Below are 16716 nucleotides of genomic sequence, written 5' to 3' on the forward strand. Positions count from 1 at the left end.
CGGGGCGGGATCTCAGCCGAGTGCGTGGGCGGCCAGCAGGTCGCCCAGGGCCTCCTCGTGGGCGGCCGCAGGACCGAGGGAGAGCTCCAACTGCTTGGCCCAGGCGTGATAGCGGTGCAGGGGGTAGTCGGTGTCGGCGCCGAAGCCGCCGTGCAGGTGCTGGGCTGTCTGCACGACCCTGCGTACGCCGTCCGAAGCCCATATCTTCGCGACGGCGACGTCCCCTGTCCTGGGCAGGGCGCCGTCCGCGCCGGTGCTCACGCGCCAGGCGGCCTGCCAGAGGGTGACCTCCATCGAGCGCAGGTCGATGTAGCGGTCGGCCGCCTGCACGGCCACGGCCTGGAACGTGGCCACGGGGTGGCCGAACTGTTCCCGCTTGCTGACGTATTCGCTCGTCATGCGCAGGACGCCCTCGCCCAGACCCAGCGCGAGCGCGCAGGTGCCGGTGGCGAGCAGGTCGCGCAGCCGCTCCCAGGCGCCGTCGGCTTCGATGACGTCCGACGCGGCGATGCGCACGGCCGCCAGGCGGAGCTCGCCGAGACGCTCGCCGCTGGTGGAGATCTGTTCGGCGACGGTCAGGCCTTCGTGGAGGCGGGGGACGAGTGCGAGGACGGTGTGGCCTTCGGGGGTGTGGGCGGGTACGACCACGAGGTCCGCGTTCTGCGCCCAGGGCACGCCTGTCTGGAGCCCGTCCAGGATCCAGTTGTCGCCGTCGCGCTGTGCGGTGACGGCCAGGTCGGCCGGGTCGTGGCCGGTGCGGCCGTTGGCGGCGACCGTCAGAACCAGTTCGCCGCACGCGACCTGGGGAAGCACCCTTCGCTTCAACTCGGCGCTGCCGTCGGCCTGGACCGCGAGTGCGGCGGCGCTGTTCTCCAGGAGGGGGACCCGGGCGAGCACCTTCGCGGACTCGCGCAGCACCAGGCACAGGGCGATGGCGTCCAGGCCCACACCGCCGTGCTCCGGGGCGATGAGCACGCCCAGCAGGTCGGCGTCGGCGAGCCGGGACCACAGGGCGCGGTCGAAGTCCTCGGCGACGGCACCGGGCGTGAGGGCGGGGCTGGGCACCCCGTCCGGCTCGACGTCCGCGAAGAGTGCCTGCGCCGCCTCGACCACGGCCTGCTGTTCCTCGGTGAAAGTGAAGTCCACTGCCCGTCCTCCCGTGCCCCGGCCGACCGACGTCTCCGTCGCCCTGTTCGTCTCTTCGTATGTCGCCTTCTCGTACCTGACGGTGCGTCAAGATAGAACAGGTTCTACGGGAAGGGAACAGGCAGGCAGTGGGGGCGGCGGGGGTCAGCGGTCGAAGTCCAGCTCCACGGTGTCCGTGGCCGGACGGGACTGGCACGCCAGCACATACCCGGCCTCCGTCTCCTCCGGCTCCAGCGCGAAGTTGCGGTCCATCCGCACCTCACCCGAGACACAGAAGGCCCGGCACGTGCCGCACACCCCGCCCTTGCAGGCGTACGGGGCGTCGGCGCGATTGCGCAGCACCGTCTCGAGAAGGGACTCCCCGGCCTGCACGGCCCAGGTGCCGGAGCGGCCGTCCAGGGTCGCCGTCACCGTGCTGTGCGCGAGCGCCGGCGTCGTGGGAACGGCGGCGACGACAGAGGCGCCTCCGTCGTCCACGTGGAAGATCTCCTCGTGGACGCGGCGGCGGGGGACCCCCAGGGCACGCAGCGTTCGCCCCGCCCCCTGCACCAGGCCGAACGGGCCGCACAGGAACCAGCCCTCGATCTCCGTCACGGGCAGCAGCGCCGGCAGGAGCTGGGCGAGCCGCTCCTCGTCGAGCCGCCCGGAGCCGAGCCCCGCCTGCTGCTCCTCGCGGGACAACACGGTGACCAGCTGGAACCGGTCGGGCCAGCGGTCCTTCAGGTCCGCGACCTCTTCCAGGAACATCGTCGACGCGGCGGTGCGGTCGCTGCGTATGAGGCAGAAGTCCGCCTTCGGCTCCCGCTCCAGGAGCGTCGTGACGATGGAGAGCACCGGTGTGATGCCGCTGCCGCCGACGATCGCCGCGTAGCGCCCGGGGGCCGGGTCCAGCGTGAACCGTCCGGCCGGCGTCATCACCTCCAGCTCGTCGCCGACGGCGACTTCCTTGAACGCGTACGTGGAGAAGGCGCCGTCCTCGACGAGGCGCACCCCGACGCGCAGGAACCGGGGCTCCTCCGGGGCGTCGACGGGCGGTGCCGCGGAGCAGATCGAGTACGTACGCCGGATCTCCGTGCCGTCCGCGAAGCGGCGGATGGCGAGGTGCTGGCCCGGTGTGAAGCGGTACTCCTCGCGGAGCGTCGGCGGCACGTCGAACGTCAGCGTCACGGAGTCGTCGGTGAGCCGGTCGACCGCCGCTACCCGGAGCTGGTGGAAGCGGGCCATCACAACTCCTTGAAGTGGTCGAAGGGTTCACGGCAGGAGTCGCAGCGGCGCAGTGCCTTGCAGGCCGTGGAGGAGAAGCGGCTGAGCAGTTCGGTGTCGGTCGAGCCGCAGTGCGGGCAGCGGATCGACAGGCTCAGCGGAACGGGACCGTCCGCCGCGTGGGAACGCGGGGGAGCTATGCCGAACTCGGCCAGCTTGCGGCGGCCCTCGGCGCTGATGTCCTCGGTCGACCAGGCGGGGGAGAGCACCGTGCGCACCGCGACCTCGGCCACGCCGTGCTCGTGCAGGACCTGCTCGATGTCGGCGGACATGGCCTCTATCGCCGGGCAGCCCGTGTACGTGGGGGTCAGCTCGACGTCGACCCTGCCCGGGGAGAGGACCCGCACGCCGCGCACCACGCCGAGCTCGGCCAGTGTCAGCACGGGCAGCTCGGGGTCGGGCACCGAACCCGCCAAGGCCAGGAGCTCCGCTTCCAGGGCGGTGGGCGCGGTCGTCACCATGACGCCCCCGGGTGGCTGCGGTGCAGGTGCTGCATCTCGGCGAGCATCCGGCCGAACGACTCGGTGTGCAGTCCCTCGCGTCCGGCGCCCGCCGTCCACGCGCCGGTCTGCGGGCCCTGCGGCACGGTCAGGGTCGCCCGCTCGACGACTGCCGTCACCGACGCGGTCCACCGCTGCTGGATGGTCTGCCAGTCGGCGGCCAGCCCCGGCACCGGCTTGAACATCTCGCCGGTGAACCGCCACAGGGCGTCGATGCCCGCCTGCATGCGCGCGTGGCTCTCGTCCGTGCCGTCGCCGAGGCGCAGGGTCCACTGCTCGGCGTGATCCTGGTGGTAGGCCACCTCCTTGACGGCCTTCGCGGCCAAGGGGGCGAAGACGCCGTCTCCGGACGCCAACTCGCCGTACAACAGCTTCTGGTAGGTCGAGAAGTAGAGCTGGCGGGCGATGGTGTGGGCGAAGTCGCCGTTCGGCTGCTCGACGAGCTGGAGGTTGCGGAAGGAGCGCTCCTCGCGGAGGTACGCCAACTCGTCCTCGTCGCCGGCCATGGAGAGCAGGAGGCGGGCCTGGCCGAGCAGGTCGAGCGCGATGTTCGCCAGGGCGACCTCCTCTTCGAGGACGGGGGCGTGTCCGGCCCACTCCCCCAGCCGGTGGGAGAGCACTAGCGCGTCGTCGCCGAGGGCCAGGGCGGGGAGGGCCGGGGTGTCGGTCGATGCGTCGGTCGAGGTGGCGGCCGGGGCTGGGAGCGGGGTGGCGGCCGGGGCGGGCACGGGTGCTTGGGTGTTCACAGGTGCTTCACCCCTTCCGGGATCTCGTAGAACGTCGGGTGGCGGTAGGGCTTGTCGCCGGCCGGCTCGAAGAAGGAGTCCTTCTCGTCCGGCGAGGACGCGGTGATCTCGGTGGACGGCACGACCCAGATCGAGACGCCTTCGCTCCTGCGCGTGTACAGATCGCGGGCGTTGCGCAACGCCATCTCCGCGTCCGGCGCGTGCAGGCTGCCCGCGTGGGTGTGGGAGAGCCCGCGACGAGAGCGGACGAACACCTCCCACAGCGGCCAGTCGGTCGAGCTGCTCATGCTGTCGCCTCTCCGTGCTGTGTGGCCGCGCCCTGCGTGGGCGTCGTCTGCGTGGGCCGCGTCTGTGCGGGCGGTGTCTGCTTGCGCGCGTACGCAGCCGCTGCCTCGCGGACCCAGGCGCCCTCCTCGTGGGCGCGGCGCCGCTGGGTTATGCGCTGGTCGTTGCAGGGGCCGTTGCCCTTGAGGACGTCCCAGAACTCGGTCCAGTCGATGGCCCCGAAGTCGAAGTGACCCCGGGACTCGTTCCACACCAGGTCCGGGTCGGGGAGCGTCAGACCGAGGGATTCCGCCTGGGGGACGCAGATGTCCACGAAGCGCTGACGCAGCTCGTCGTTCGAGTGGCGCTTGATCTTCCACGTCATCGACTGCTCGGAGTGCGAGGACTCGTCGTCGGGCGGGCCGAACATCATCAGGGAGGGCCACCACCAGCGGTCCACCGCGTCCTGCGCCATGGCGTGCTGGGCCTCGGTGCCGCGGCTGAGGGCGAGCAACGACTCGTACCCCTGGCGCTGGTGGAAGGACTCCTCTTTGCAGACGCGGACCATCGCCCGCGCATACGGCCCGTACGAACAGCGGCACAGGGGGACCTGGTTGGTGATCGCCGCGCCGTCCACAAGCCAGCCGATTGCGCCTACGTCCGCCCAGGTCAGCGTGGGGTAGTTGAAGATCGACGAGTACTTCTGGCGGCCGGAGTGCAGCTTGTCGAGCAGCTCGTCACGGCTCGTGCCGAGGGTCTCCGCCGCGCTGTACAGATACAGGCCGTGGCCGGCCTCGTCCTGCACCTTGGCCATGAGGATCGCCTTGCGCCGCAGGGAGGGGGCGCGCGTGATCCAGTTGGCTTCCGGCTGCATGCCGATGATCTCGGAGTGTGCGTGCTGGGCGATCTGGCGCACGAGGGACGCGCGATACGCATCCGGCATCCAGTCGCGGGGTTCGATGCGCTCGTCGGCGGCGACCGCCGCGTCGAAGACGGCCTGGTGCTCCGCCGTGCGGGCGGCGGAGTCCGCAGCGGACACGGCCTCGTCCGGCTTCGTGCCCGCCGCCCGGTGTGCGGCTGCTGTCGCCATCTCGGTCCCCCTCGAGCTGTGAGCGAACCGCCCGACCGATCGTTCGGTTCGTTGAATTCAATGGTGCGGCCCTCCGCCATAAGGTGTCAACCCTGTGGATAACTTCACGGACGCTGTGCGCCGGGGGCAGGCCTGAGTACCGTTCCGGCGGCAGGGTTCGGTGCGGGAACGGGGAACGGGGCGGAATGGACCGGAACGACGAGGGCTCCGGTGGCGGGCCCGGGCCCGGTGAGTCCGTCGGGGCCGAAGTGGGAGACCCGGAGGCCGAGCGGCCGGTCCGGGTCGGGATCGCCGGGCTCAGGCTCGGGTATCAGATTGCCGCCGCGTGCGCCCTGGCCGTCGTCGCCGCGGCCGCCTGCGTCCATGTCGCCATGCTGTTCCTGCATGTCGCGCCCTCGAACACGCTGACCAAGCAGCACGGGGACGTGGTGGACGAATGGATCTACCCCGAGTTCGAGCAGAACTGGAAGCTCTTCGCGCCCAACCCGCTCCAGCAGAACGTCGCGGTGCAGGCCCGTGCGGAGCTCCGTACGGCTGACGGGGGTGTGCGGACCACGGACTGGTACGGCCTCTCCGCCGACGACGGCGCCGCCATCGACGGAAGCCTCCTGCCCAGCCACACGCAGCAGAACGAACTCCGCCGCGCCTGGGACTTCTACGTCGGCTCGCACGACTCGCAGAATCGTCCCGTCGGCCTGCGGGGCCAGCTCTCCGAGCGCTATGTCCGCCGTATCGCGTACATGCGGCTCGACCGGGAGGATCCGGGTCGCAAGGGGGACGAGATCGCGCGCGTGCAGTTGCGTTCGAAGACCACGAGCGTGCGTCCGCCGAAGTGGAGCGACGAGAAGGTCTCCCTCAAGCCCGCCTACCGCATGCTCCCGTGGTGGAAGGTGGAGCCGGACGACCTGCCGCTCGCCGACGGCAAGGGCGACGCGGGCGCAGGGACGAAGGGCCGCGCGGGCTCCGACGCGGAGGGTGCTGCGCGATGAGCCGCTTCGAGAACCCGCTGGCGCGGGGCATCAACAACGTCACCGGGTTCGCCCTGGGGCCGTACCAGACCGCGGTGATCCGTATCGGATTCGCCGGTACCTGGCTGTTCTTCCTGCTGCGGGAACTCCCCCACCGCCATGAGATGTACGGGCCCGACGGGCCCTGGAACTGGGACATGGCGCAGCAGCTCATCGCGAGCAACGGCGCCTTCACCGCACTGATGTGGGCGGACGGGAACCTCTGGTTCGAGATCGTCTACGCGGTGGGGATCCTCAGCAGCGTCCTGCTGCTGCTCGGATGGCACACGCGCGCGATGTCCGTGCTCTTCATGATCGGTGTGCTGTCGCTGCAGAACCGCAGCATCTTCATGGGAGACGGCGGCGACAACGTCATCCACCTGATGTCGACGTATCTGGTCTTCACGCGCTGCGGTCAGGTCTGGTCGCTGGACGCACGGCGAGCGGAACGCGCAGGTGAGGGGGCGGGAGACCCGGTCGGTCCGGTCGGGCCCGTCCTGTGGTGGGTGCTCGGGCTCGGGCTGTCCGTCGTGACGTTCATGGGGGAGCTCAGCGGCGGGTGGCTGCTGCTGCTCTGGGGGCTGTGGCTGGTGCACGGCTTCTGGTGGGCCGTGGGGCGGCGGGCTCCGGAGAGCGAGTTGCGGAAGCTTCTCGACGTCGTGGCCAACGTCGCCCACAACGCGGGCCTGCTGGTGATCATGGTTGAGGCCTGTCTGATCTACGCGACGGCCGGCTGGTACAAGATCCAGGGGAGTCGCTGGCAGGACGGCACGGCCGTCTACTACCCGCTGAACCTCGATTACTTCTCCCCGTGGCCCGCCCTCTCCGAACTGCTCTCGTCGCACGGCATCATGGTGCTCCTGGTGACGTACGGAACGGTCGTCGTGCAGGTGGCTTTCCCCTTCACCCTCTTCAACCGCCGGGTCAAGAACGTCCTGCTCGCGGCCATGATCGTCGAGCATTCCGTGATCGCGGTCGTTCTGGGGCTGCCGTTCTTCTCGCTCGCGATGATCGCGGCCGACGCCGTCTTCCTGCCGACGTCGTTCCTGCGGCGCCTCGGCCGATGGGCGGCACGCGCGCGTGAAGGGGCGGTATCCCGTCTTCCGCTCTCCCGCGGCAGTGATGTGCCGGAACAGCGCTCCGGGAACTCCGCGAACTCCGGGAACTCCGCGAACTCCGGGAACTCCGCGAACTCCGGGAACTCCGCGAACTCCGGGAACTCCGCGAAGTCCGTGGGTTCCGTGGACACTGTGGACTCCGTGGACGGGAGGCGGGGCGAAGAACCCACCAACCCCGCCCGCGTAGGCTTCACGCCATGAACAGGACGGACGGGGCGGACCCCGACGGCGCCGTACGCGCCTGGCACGGGCTCGCCGATACGTCCGTGCTGCTCGACGGTTTCCACGCGATCAAGCACGCGCTGCGCTTCGGCGCGCGGGTGCCGGTGGCGCTGACCAGCGACCGGCCCGCCGTCCTGGCCCTCGCGGACGAGCTCGCGCCGGACGTGAAGGACGAGCTCGGCGAACTCCTGACGCAGGTCCCGGACGCCCGGCTGCGCGCCCTCGTGCCGCGGCTGCATCCCACGGCCGTGGCCGCCCTGGCGGTACGTCCCTCTCGTACGGCCAACCTGGACGCGCTGCGGAGGACGTCCAGGGCCGCGCCGGTCGTCGTGCTCGACGATCCGCGCAACCTCGGCAACGCCGGGGCGGTGATCCGGCTCGCCGCGGGGTTCGGCGCGACCGGGGTCGTCACGACCGGCACGCTCGACCCCTGGCACCCCACCGTGGTGCGCGGTGGCGCGGGCCTGCACTTCGCGACCGCCGTGGAGCGCATGGACGTGACCGATCTCCCGCCAGGCCCGGTCTTCGCGCTCGACGCGGAGGGCGAGGACATCAGGGGGCTGAAGCTCCCGGACGACGCCGTGCTCGCGTTCGGCTCCGAGCGCAGCGGGCTTTCGGCCGCACTGCGTGACCACGCGGACCACCTGGTGTCCCTGCCGATGCGCCCGCAGGTCTCCAGCTACAACCTGGCGACGAGCGTCGGCATGACGCTCTTCCACTGGTCGGCGGGCAGGCCCCCGGGGCCGGAGGCCTGACCCGCCGCGCGTCACGCGTCACGCGAGACGCGTCACGCGAGACGCGTCACGCGAGACGCGTCGGGCGTCACGCGTCCTTGCGGATCTCCACCACGCGGAAGCGGTTGGCCACGAACGCGCCGTCGCACAGCGCGGCGTTCGCCGCGGGGTTGCCGCCCGAGCCGTGGAAGTCCGAGAACGCCGCCGTCTGGTTCACATAGACGCCGCCCGTGAGGTTCAGGGACAGCTGGGCGCACTCTTCGAGGCAGGTCTCCTCGACGGCGGCGGAGACTTCCTCCGACGTCGTGTACGCCCCGACGGTCATCGCTCCCTTGTCGCGCACCGTGCGGCGCAGCAGCTCCACCGCGTCCGCCGCCGAGTCGACGGCGACCGCGAAGGAGACCGGGCCGAAGCACTCGTTCAGGTAGACGGCCTCGGCGTCGGGCTTGGCGCCGTCCAGCTTGACGATCACCGGGGTGCGGACCACGGCGTCCGGGAACTCCGGGTTGGTGATCTCCCGCGAGGGGAGGGCGACCTCGCCGAGTCCCGCGGCCGCTTCGAGGCGGGCCTTCACATCGGGGTTGACCAGGGCGCCGAGGACGCCGTTCGCCCGCGCGTCGTCGCCGAGCAGGCCGTTCACCGAGGCCGCGAGGTCCGTGACCACGTCGTCGTACGACTTAGCGCCGGCGTCGGTCCGGATGCCGTCGCGCGGGATCAGCAGGTTCTGCGGGGTGGTGCACATCTGGCCGCTGTACAGCGACAGGGAGAAGGCGAGGTTGGCCAGCATTCCCTTGTAGTTGTCCGTCGACTCGACGACGACCGTGTTGACGCCGGCCTTTTCCGTGTAGACCTGCGCCTGGCGGGCGTTGGCCTCGAGCCAGTCGCCGAAGGCCGTCGATCCGGTGTAGTCGATCAGCGTGATCTCGGGGCGCACGGCGAGGGTCTTGGCGATGCCCTCGTCGGGCCGCTCGACGGCCAGGCAGACGAGGTTCGCGTCGAAGCCCGCGTCGGCGAGGACCTCGCGGGCGATCCGCACCGTGAGCGCCAGGGGCAGGACCGCGCGCGGGTGGGGCTTGACCAGGACGGGGTTGCCGGTGGCGAGCGAGGCGAACAGGCCGGGATAGCCGTTCCACGTCGGGAAGGTGTTGCAGCCGATCATGAGCGAGATGCCGCGTGCGACGGGGGTGAACCGCTTGTTCAGCGCGATCGGGTCGCGCTTGCCCTGGGGCTTGGTCCACTCGGCGGCGTCGGGGATGCGGGTCTGCTCGACGAACGCGTACGCGACCGCTTCGAGGCCGCGGTCCTGGGCGTGCGGGCCGCCCGCCTGGAAGGCCATCATGAAGGCCTGGCCGCTGGTGTGCATGACCGCGTGCGCGAACTCGTGCGTGCGGGAGCTGATGCGCGACAGGATCTCCAGACAGACCATCGCGCGCACTTCCGCGCCCGCGTCGCGCCAGGCGCGCATTCCGGCGCGCATGGCGGGCAGCAGCGTGTCGATGTCCGGGTGGGGGTAGGTGATCCCCAACTCCGGTCCGTACGGCGAGACTTCTCCGCCGACCCAGTCGTCGGTACCGGGCTGGTCGAGGTCGAAGCGGGTGCCCTGGAGGGCGTCGAAGGCGGCCTTGCCCTCGGGCAGGCTCAGGCTGCCGTTCTCCCCGTACGCCTTCGGGTGCTCGGGGTGAGGGGACCAGTACGCACGCGTGCGGATGGTTTCCAGCGCCTGGTCGAGGGTGGGCCGGTGCTTGGCGATCAGCTGGGGCGCGGTGAGTTCGGCGGCCATGACGGGACCAACTCCTCCTCGGGCAGCTCTGCGTCGAGCTGGCGAGCTGGGCAGGGACGGTGGGCAGGAACGCTCTGTCAGGGCTAGAGTAACCGAACGATCGGTCGGGACAAGAGGGTCCGGCAAAGCTGTGGACAACTTCTTGCCGGCCACCCCCGGACCCCGCGGCCGACGGGCCGTGCGGGAGGATCGCGAACATGACAGCACTCGAGCTCAGCAGCGCCGTTGCCGTGGTCGGTACCGGAACCATGGGGCAGGGCATCGCCCAGGTCGCCCTGGTCGCGGGCCACCCCGTGCGGCTGTACGACGCCGCGCCGGGCCGCGCGAAGGCGGCGGCCGACGCGATCGGTGCGCGCCTGGACCGGCTCGTCGAGAAGGGCAGGCTCACGGCCGAGGACCGCGCCGCGACCGGTGCCCGACTCGCCCCCGCCGAAAGCCTCGCGGAGCTCGCCGACTGCGGTCTCGTCGTCGAGGCGATCCTCGAACAACTCGACGTGAAACAGCGGCTGTTCCAGGACCTCGAAGACGTCGTCGCCGAGGACTGTCTGCTGGCCACCAACACGTCGTCCCTCTCCGTGACCGCCATCGCGGGCGCCCTGCGCGCGCCGGGCCGCTTCGTGGGTCTGCACTTCTTCAACCCGGCGCCCCTGCTGCCCCTCGTCGAGGTCGTCAGCGGCTCCGCGACGGAGGAAACAGCGGCCACGCGCGCGTACGAGACGGCCAAGGCCTGGGGGAAGACCCCGGTGCACTGCTCGGACACTCCCGGTTTCATCGTCAACCGCATCGCACGGCCCTTCTACGCCGAGGCGCTGCGCCTGTACGAGGAGCGGGTCGCCGACCCTGCCACGATCGACGCCGTCCTGCGCGAGTGCGGCGGATTCAAGATGGGCCCCTTCGAGCTCACCGACCTCATCGGCCAGGACGTCAACGAAGCCGTCACGCGCTCCGTGTGGGAGTCCTTCTTCCAGGACCCCAAGTTCACGCCGTCGCTGGCGCAGCGCCGCCTCGTGGAGTCGCGCCGCCTCGGACGGAAGTCGGGACAGGGCTGGTACGCGTACGGGGACGACGCCCCGCGCGCGGAGCCGCACACCGCGCCGCCCGCGCATGCGCCGGAGTCCGTCACCGTGCACGGCGACCTCTTCCCGGCGGACGCGCTGACCACCCTCATGGGGGAGGCGGGCATCCGGGTCGGACGCGGCGAGGGCGTCCCCGAGTACCCCGGCTTCATCGAACTCCCCAGTGGGGCCCGGCTCGCCCCGGCCGACGGCACGGCCGCCGACGCCGGTGCCGAGCCCACCATCCACTTCGACCTGGCGCTGGACTACCGCGCCGCCACCAGGGTCGCCCTCGCCCCTTCGAGCAGGGTCGGCGAACAGTCCCTGAAGGAGGCGATCGGCCTCTTCCAGGCGCTCGGCAAGAAGGTCAGCGTCATCGGGCACAGCCCCGGCATGATCGTGGCCCGCACGGTGTGGATGCTCGTCGACTTCGCCCTCGACGCCGTCGGACGCGAGGTCGCGGACGCCGACGACATCGACACCGCCATGCGGCTCGGCGTCAACTACCCGCTCGGGCCCGTCGCATGGGGCCGCCGCCTCACCGCGTACCGGGTGGCAGAGGCGCTCGACGCCCTGCACGACGAGTACCCCACCGGGCGTTACGCGCCCTCCCAGGCACTGCGGCGCCAAGCCGTGCGAGAGGAGTACTCATGACCACCGCCCGGCGCGACACGTACACCCCGGAGACGCTCCTGAGCGTGGCCGTCCGGGTCTTCAACGAGCGCGGCTACGACGGCACGTCCATGGAGCACCTCTCCAAGGCGGCCGGCATCTCCAAGTCCTCGATCTACCACCACGTGGCGGGCAAGGAGGAGCTGCTGCGCCGCGCCGTGAGCCGGGCGCTGGACGGGCTCTTCGGGATCCTCGTCGAGGACCACGCGCGCGTGGGCAGCGCGGTCCAGCGCCTGGAGTACGTGACGCGCCGCACCGTCGAGGTGCTGGTCGCCGAACTGCCCTACGTGACGCTGCTCCTGCGGGTGCGCGGCAACACCGACACCGAACGCTGGGCCATGGAGCGGCGCAGGGAGTTCGACCAGCAGGTGGCGGCGCTGCTCAAGGAGGCCGTCGCCGACGGTGATCTGCGCTCCGACATCGAGCTGCGGCTCGCCACCCGGCTGCTCTTCGGGATGATCAACTCCATCGTGGAGTGGTACCGGCCGGAGAGCCGGGGCGCCGCCAACGGCGAGCAGATCGCCGACGCCGTCGTGCAACTGGCTTTCGCGGGGCTGCGCACCGACCGCTGAGCCCCGGCCCGGGGACGTTGCAGACGGCCTCTCAGTTCTCCGGCTCCATGTCGTCCTCCTCGAAGACCAGCAACGTACGCGTACTGAGTACTTCGGGGATGGACTGCAGCCGGGTCAGCACCAGCTCGCGCAGGGCCCGGTTGTCCGGCGTGTGCACCAGGAGCAGTACGTCGAAGTCGCCGCTGACGAGCGCGATGTGGGACGCACCGGGAAGTGCGCGCAGATGCTCGCGCACCGTGCGCCAGGTGTTCTGGACGATCTTGAGCGTGATGTAGGCGGACGCGCCCTGTCCGGCGCGTTCGTGATTGATGCGCGCCCCGAAGCCCCGGATGACCCCGTCGTCGATGAGGCGGTTGATGCGCGCGTACGCGTTGGCGCGCGACACATGGACCCGCTCGGCCACGGAGCGTATCGACGCGCGTCCGTCCGTGTGCAAGATCTGCAGGATGTCGCGGTCTATGGCGTCCAGCGGGCGCGGATCCGGGATCTGGGGCTCCGGACGGTCGCCGACCGGTCCGTCGGCCATTCGTTCAGATGCCATGTCCCCCCGCCTCCCTACCATGGACGTACTGCATCCATCCCAGGCTGTGCAGAACCGTTTGTCCACAGCCTGGAGGTGCCTGTAGCCAAAATGTGCCGTCGACCGAACAATCGGTAGGTGAGGCGCATCACGTCGCGCGCCTCTTTTGCCGCTCCCACGAGGAGTCCGCTTCCCCCAGGAGGTGCCGTCATGACGGTCATGGAGCAGCGGGGCGCCTACCGGCCCACCCCGCCCCCCGCTTGGCAGCCCAGGACCGACCCCGCGCCGCTGCTGCCGGACGCGGAGCCCTACCGCGTCCTGGGCACCGGCGCCGCCGAGAAGGTCGACCCGGAGCTGCTGCGACTGCTCTACGCGGAGCTCGTGCGCGGCCGTCGGTACAACACGCAGGCGACGGCGCTGACGAAGCAGGGCAGGCTCGCGGTCTACCCCTCGAGCACCGGGCAGGAGGCGTGCGAGATCGCCGCCGCCCTCGCGTTGGAGGAGCGGGACTGGCTCTTTCCCAGTTACCGGGACACGCTCGCCGTGGTCGCCCGCGGGCTCGACCCCGCGAGCGCGCTGACGCTGCTGCGCGGCGACTGGCACACCGGGTACGACCCGCGCGAGCACCGCATAGCGCCGTTGAGCACGCCTCTTGCGACCCAGCTCCCGCACGCCGTGGGCCTCGCGCACGCGGCCCGGCTCAAGGGCGACGGCGTGGTCGCCCTCGCCATGGTCGGTGACGGCGGCACCAGTGAGGGCGACTTCCACGAGGCGCTGAACTTCGCCGCGGTGTGGCAGGCCCCCGTCGTCTTCCTCGTACAGAACAACGGCTTCGCGATCTCCGTGCCGCTCGCCAAGCAGACCGCGGCGCCGTCCCTGGCCCACAAGGCCGTGGGGTACGGCATGCCGGGCCGCCTGGTCGACGGCAACGACGCGGCGGCGATGCACGAGGTGCTGAGCGAAGCGGTCGCCCGCGCGCGTGAGGGCGGCGGCCCGACGCTCGTCGAGGCGGTCACGTACCGCATGGAGGCGCACACGAACGCCGACGACGCGACGCGCTACCGCCAGGACACCGACGTCGACGCCTGGCGCGACCACGACCCGATCCTGCTCATGGAGCGGGAGCTGACGGAGCGCGGACTTCTGGACGACGACATGAAACGGCAGGTGGGCGACGACGCCGAGGCCATGGCCGCCGACCTGCGCGAGCACATGAACCAGGAGCCCGTGCTCGACCCCATGGACCTCTTCACGCACGTGTACGCCGAGCAGACCTCGCAGCTGAGGGAGCAGGCGGCACAGTTGCGGGCCGAGCTCGAAGTGGCCTCGGAAGAGGCCGAGGAGGAAGCCCGATGACCACGGTCGCGGCGAAGCCGGCCACCAAACCGGCCAACAAACCGGCCACCATGGCGCAGGCGCTCGGGCGCGCGCTGCGGGACTCGATGGCCGAGGACCCGTCCGTCCACGTCCTCGGAGAGGACGTCGGAGCGCTCGGCGGTGTCTTCAGGGTGACTGACGGGCTCGCCGCGGAGTTCGGCGAGGACCGCTGCACCGACACGCCCCTCGCCGAGGCCGGCATCCTCGGCACGGCGGTCGGCATGGCCATGTACGGGCTGCGGCCGGTCGTCGAGATGCAGTTCGACGCGTTCGCGTACCCGGCCTTCGAGCAGCTGATCTCGCACGTGGCGCGGATGCGCAACCGCACGCGGGGCGCGATGCCGCTGCCCATCACCGTGCGCGTGCCCTACGGCGGCGGCATCGGCGGCGTCGAGCACCACAGCGATTCCTCCGAGGCGTACTACATCGCGACGCCCGGCCTCCACGTCGTCACCCCCGCCACGGTGTCCGATGCCTACGGCCTGCTGCGCGCCTCCATCGCCTCCGACGACCCCGTCGTCTTCCTGGAGCCGAAGCGGCTGTACTGGTCGAAGGCCGACTGGAACCCGGAGGCCCCGCAGACCGTTGAACCGATAGGCCGCGCGGTGGTGCGCCGCCCCGGACGCAGTGCCACGCTCATCACGTACGGGCCGTCCGTGCCCGTCTGCCTGGAGGCGGCCGAGGCCGCCCGCGCCGAGGGCTGGGACCTCGAAGTGGTCGACCTGCGCTCCCTGGTGCCGTTCGACGACGAGACGGTCGCCGCGTCCGTGCGGCGGACCGGGCGGGCCGTCGTCGTCCACGAGTCCGGCGGCTTCGGAGGCCCCGGCGGCGAGATCGCCGCGCGCGTCACGGAGCGGTGCTTCCACCACTTGGAGGCGCCGGTGCTGCGGGTCGCGGGCTTCGACATCCCGTATCCGCCGCCGATGCTGGAGAAGCACCATCTCCCGGGCGTCGACCGGATCCTGGACGCGGTCGCGCGGTTGCAGTGGGAGGCGGACAGCTGATGGCCCAGGTCCTTGAATTCAAGCTGCCCGACCTCGGGGAAGGGCTGACGGAGGCGGAAGTCGTCCGCTGGCTCGTCGAGGTCGGCGACGTCGTGGTCGTGGACCAGCCGGTCGTCGAAGTCGAGACGGCCAAGGCGATGGTCGAGGTGCCGTGTCCCTACGGAGGCGTGGTCACGGCCCGCTTCGGCGAGGAGGGCACGGAACTGCCGGTGGGGGCGCCGCTGTTGACGGTCGCGGTGGGTGCGGGGTCTGGCGGGGCGGCCTCAGGCGGGGCGGTTCCGGATGGTTCGGTTCCGGATGGTTCGGTTTCGGGCTGGGCGCCTGAGGAACCTGCTGAGCGGGCTCTTCAGACGGCCGCGGAGCGTGCTGCCGCGGAGCGGGTCGCCGAGGAGTCCTCCGGGAACGTGCTGGTCGGGTACGGGACGGCTGCGGCGCCCGCGCGGCGGCGTCGGGTGCGGGCCGTGCGGGTCTCCGCCCCGCCTGCGGCCACGCCCGCCGCTCCGACGCCCGCTGCTCCGGTTCCGGCCGCGTCTTCTCCCGTCGCGTCTTCTCCCGTCGCGGCGGCTCCCATCGCGCCTGCCCCCGCCACCCCCGCTTCCGATGGGCCGGTTCCGGTGATCTCCCCGCTCGTGCGCAAGCTGGCGCGGGAGAACGGTGTGGACCTGCGCAGTCTGGTGGGGTCCGGGCCGGAGGGGCTGATCCTGCGGGCGGACGTCGAGTCCGTCGTCGAGGCGGGCCGGGCGGTGGCGCAGGCCGGGACGTCCGACGACGAGCGCACACGGGCGATCGAGGCAGCCGTTCTGGAGGACGACGAGCTGATCCGCGCGGGGCGGCACGAGGCGCGGCAGAGCGTGGCGGCCGGGAAGGAGCCGCGCAAGGCGGGCCCTGAGTCCCGGCATCGCCTGACCGGACTCCGCGGGCTCGTCGCCGACAAGATGTCCCGCAGTCGTCGTGAGATACCGGAGGCGACCTGCTGGGTCGACGCCGATGCGACCGAGCTGCTGGCGGCCCGCAAGGCCATGAACGACGCGATGACGGACCGCGACGGCCAGAAGGTGTCGCTGCTCGCGCTCCTCGCGCGGATCAGCGTGGCTGCCCTGGCCCGCTTCCCGGCGCTCAACTCCTCCGTGGACATGGAGGCGCGTGAGGTGCGGCAGTTCGCCGACATCCACCTCGGCTTCGCCGCGCAGACCCCGCGCGGCCTTGTCGTCCCCGTGGTGCGGCACTCCCAGGCGCGGTCGACCGACTCGATCAACGCGGAGCTGATCCGGCTCACGGAGTCGGCGCGCGCGGGAACGCTCACGCCGGGGGAGCTCACCGGCGGCACCTTCACGCTCAACAACTACGGGGTGTTCGGGGTCGACGGTTCCACGCCGATCATCAACCACCCCGAGGCGGCCATGCTCGGCGTGGGCCGGATCGTGCCCAAGCCGTGGGTGCATCAGGGCGAGTTGGCCGTGCGGCACGTCGTGCAGTTGTCGCTCACGTTCGACCACCGGGTGTGCGACGGCGGTACGGCGGGTGGCTTCCTGCGGTACGTGGCGGACTGTGTCGAGCAGCCGGCGGTGTTGCTGCGGTCGGTATGAGGCACAGCGGGCCAGGCAGGGCCAGGCAGGGCCCGGCGGGGGACGCGTGACGTAAGTCCC

At 71.3% G+C, this 16716-nt stretch carries 16 protein-coding genes; 8 read left to right on the top strand and 8 right to left on the bottom strand.

From position 1 onward, the window contains the following. Positions 1-12: 12 nt before the first annotated feature. From NOO62_RS20570 to paaA, 6 genes are all read right to left on the bottom strand, one after another. The gene (locus NOO62_RS20570) at positions 13-1146 is read right to left on the bottom strand and encodes an acyl-CoA dehydrogenase family protein (RefSeq protein ID WP_268772350.1); all 1134 of its coding nucleotides are present in this window, start codon (positions 1144-1146) and stop codon (positions 13-15) included. Positions 1147-1290: 144 nt separating this feature from the next. Next, positions 1291-2370, bottom strand: a complete 1080-nt coding sequence (locus tag NOO62_RS20575; protein WP_268772351.1) for a 2Fe-2S iron-sulfur cluster-binding protein — start codon at positions 2368-2370, stop codon at positions 1291-1293. Then, positions 2370-2870, bottom strand: a complete 501-nt coding sequence (paaD, locus tag NOO62_RS20580; RefSeq protein WP_268772352.1) for a 1,2-phenylacetyl-CoA epoxidase subunit PaaD — start codon at positions 2868-2870, stop codon at positions 2370-2372. Before paaD ends, NOO62_RS20575 begins: the two co-directional genes overlap by 1 nt. Then, the gene (paaC, locus tag NOO62_RS20585; protein WP_268775706.1) at positions 2864-3553 is read right to left on the bottom strand and encodes a 1,2-phenylacetyl-CoA epoxidase subunit PaaC; all 690 of its coding nucleotides are present in this window, start codon (positions 3551-3553) and stop codon (positions 2864-2866) included. Before paaC ends, paaD begins: the two co-directional genes overlap by 7 nt. Before the next feature lie 98 nt (positions 3554-3651). Next, positions 3652-3942 carry a 1,2-phenylacetyl-CoA epoxidase subunit PaaB gene (gene paaB / locus NOO62_RS20590; RefSeq protein WP_030972485.1) on the bottom strand — a complete coding sequence of 97 codons (291 nt, stop codon included), beginning with the start codon at positions 3940-3942 and terminating at the stop codon, positions 3652-3654. Then, positions 3939-5009, bottom strand: coding sequence for a 1,2-phenylacetyl-CoA epoxidase subunit PaaA (paaA, locus tag NOO62_RS20595; RefSeq protein ID WP_268772353.1), 1071 nt, complete (start codon positions 5007-5009; stop codon positions 3939-3941). The genes paaB and paaA overlap by 4 nt, the downstream gene beginning before the upstream one ends. A gap of 185 nt (positions 5010-5194) precedes the next feature. Between paaA and NOO62_RS20600 the strand changes: the two genes are divergently transcribed. The 3 genes from NOO62_RS20600 to NOO62_RS20610 are packed head-to-tail and all read left to right on the top strand — an operon-like array spanning position 5195 to position 8111. Continuing rightward, positions 5195-5998 (top strand): DUF5819 family protein, encoded by an 804-nt coding sequence (locus NOO62_RS20600; RefSeq protein ID WP_268772354.1) that lies wholly within the window; start codon positions 5195-5197, stop codon positions 5996-5998. Continuing rightward, positions 5995-7335 (top strand): HTTM domain-containing protein, encoded by a 1341-nt coding sequence (locus NOO62_RS20605; RefSeq protein ID WP_268772355.1) that lies wholly within the window; start codon positions 5995-5997, stop codon positions 7333-7335. Before NOO62_RS20600 ends, NOO62_RS20605 begins: the two co-directional genes overlap by 4 nt. Beyond that, the gene (locus NOO62_RS20610; RefSeq protein WP_268772356.1) at positions 7332-8111 is read left to right on the top strand and encodes a TrmH family RNA methyltransferase; all 780 of its coding nucleotides are present in this window, start codon (positions 7332-7334) and stop codon (positions 8109-8111) included. Before NOO62_RS20605 ends, NOO62_RS20610 begins: the two co-directional genes overlap by 4 nt. Positions 8112-8178: 67 nt before the next feature. Here NOO62_RS20610 and paaN read toward each other — a convergent pair whose 3' ends face one another. Next, positions 8179-9870, bottom strand: coding sequence for a phenylacetic acid degradation protein PaaN (paaN, locus tag NOO62_RS20615; protein WP_268772357.1), 1692 nt, complete (start codon positions 9868-9870; stop codon positions 8179-8181). Positions 9871-10067: 197 nt separating this feature from the next. Between paaN and NOO62_RS20620 the strand changes: the two genes are divergently transcribed. Beyond that, positions 10068-11579, top strand: a complete 1512-nt coding sequence (locus NOO62_RS20620) for a 3-hydroxyacyl-CoA dehydrogenase (protein ID WP_268772358.1) — start codon at positions 10068-10070, stop codon at positions 11577-11579. Then, the gene (locus tag NOO62_RS20625) at positions 11576-12169 is read left to right on the top strand and encodes a TetR/AcrR family transcriptional regulator (RefSeq protein ID WP_268772359.1); all 594 of its coding nucleotides are present in this window, start codon (positions 11576-11578) and stop codon (positions 12167-12169) included. Before NOO62_RS20620 ends, NOO62_RS20625 begins: the two co-directional genes overlap by 4 nt. Before the next feature lie 31 nt (positions 12170-12200). On the opposite strand, the gene NOO62_RS20630 is transcribed toward NOO62_RS20625, so the two are convergent. Then, the gene (locus NOO62_RS20630; RefSeq protein ID WP_398977897.1) at positions 12201-12710 is read right to left on the bottom strand and encodes an Lrp/AsnC family transcriptional regulator; all 510 of its coding nucleotides are present in this window, start codon (positions 12708-12710) and stop codon (positions 12201-12203) included. A gap of 189 nt (positions 12711-12899) precedes the next feature. On the opposite strand from NOO62_RS20630, the gene pdhA reads away from it, so the two are divergent. The 3 genes from pdhA to NOO62_RS20645 are packed head-to-tail and all read left to right on the top strand — an operon-like array spanning position 12900 to position 16656. Continuing rightward, positions 12900-14045, top strand: a complete 1146-nt coding sequence (gene pdhA / locus NOO62_RS20635; RefSeq protein ID WP_268772360.1) for a pyruvate dehydrogenase (acetyl-transferring) E1 component subunit alpha — start codon at positions 12900-12902, stop codon at positions 14043-14045. Further along, the gene (locus tag NOO62_RS20640) at positions 14042-15070 is read left to right on the top strand and encodes an alpha-ketoacid dehydrogenase subunit beta (protein ID WP_268772361.1); all 1029 of its coding nucleotides are present in this window, start codon (positions 14042-14044) and stop codon (positions 15068-15070) included. Before pdhA ends, NOO62_RS20640 begins: the two co-directional genes overlap by 4 nt. Beyond that, complete coding sequence (locus tag NOO62_RS20645; protein WP_268772362.1) at positions 15070-16656, top strand: dihydrolipoamide acetyltransferase family protein; 1587 nt, start codon at positions 15070-15072, stop codon at positions 16654-16656. The genes NOO62_RS20640 and NOO62_RS20645 overlap by 1 nt, the downstream gene beginning before the upstream one ends. Positions 16657-16716: the final 60 nt, after the last annotated feature.

The sequence above is a fragment of the Streptomyces sp. Je 1-369 genome, assembly GCF_026810505.1.
Classification (GTDB): domain Bacteria; phylum Actinomycetota; class Actinomycetes; order Streptomycetales; family Streptomycetaceae; genus Streptomyces.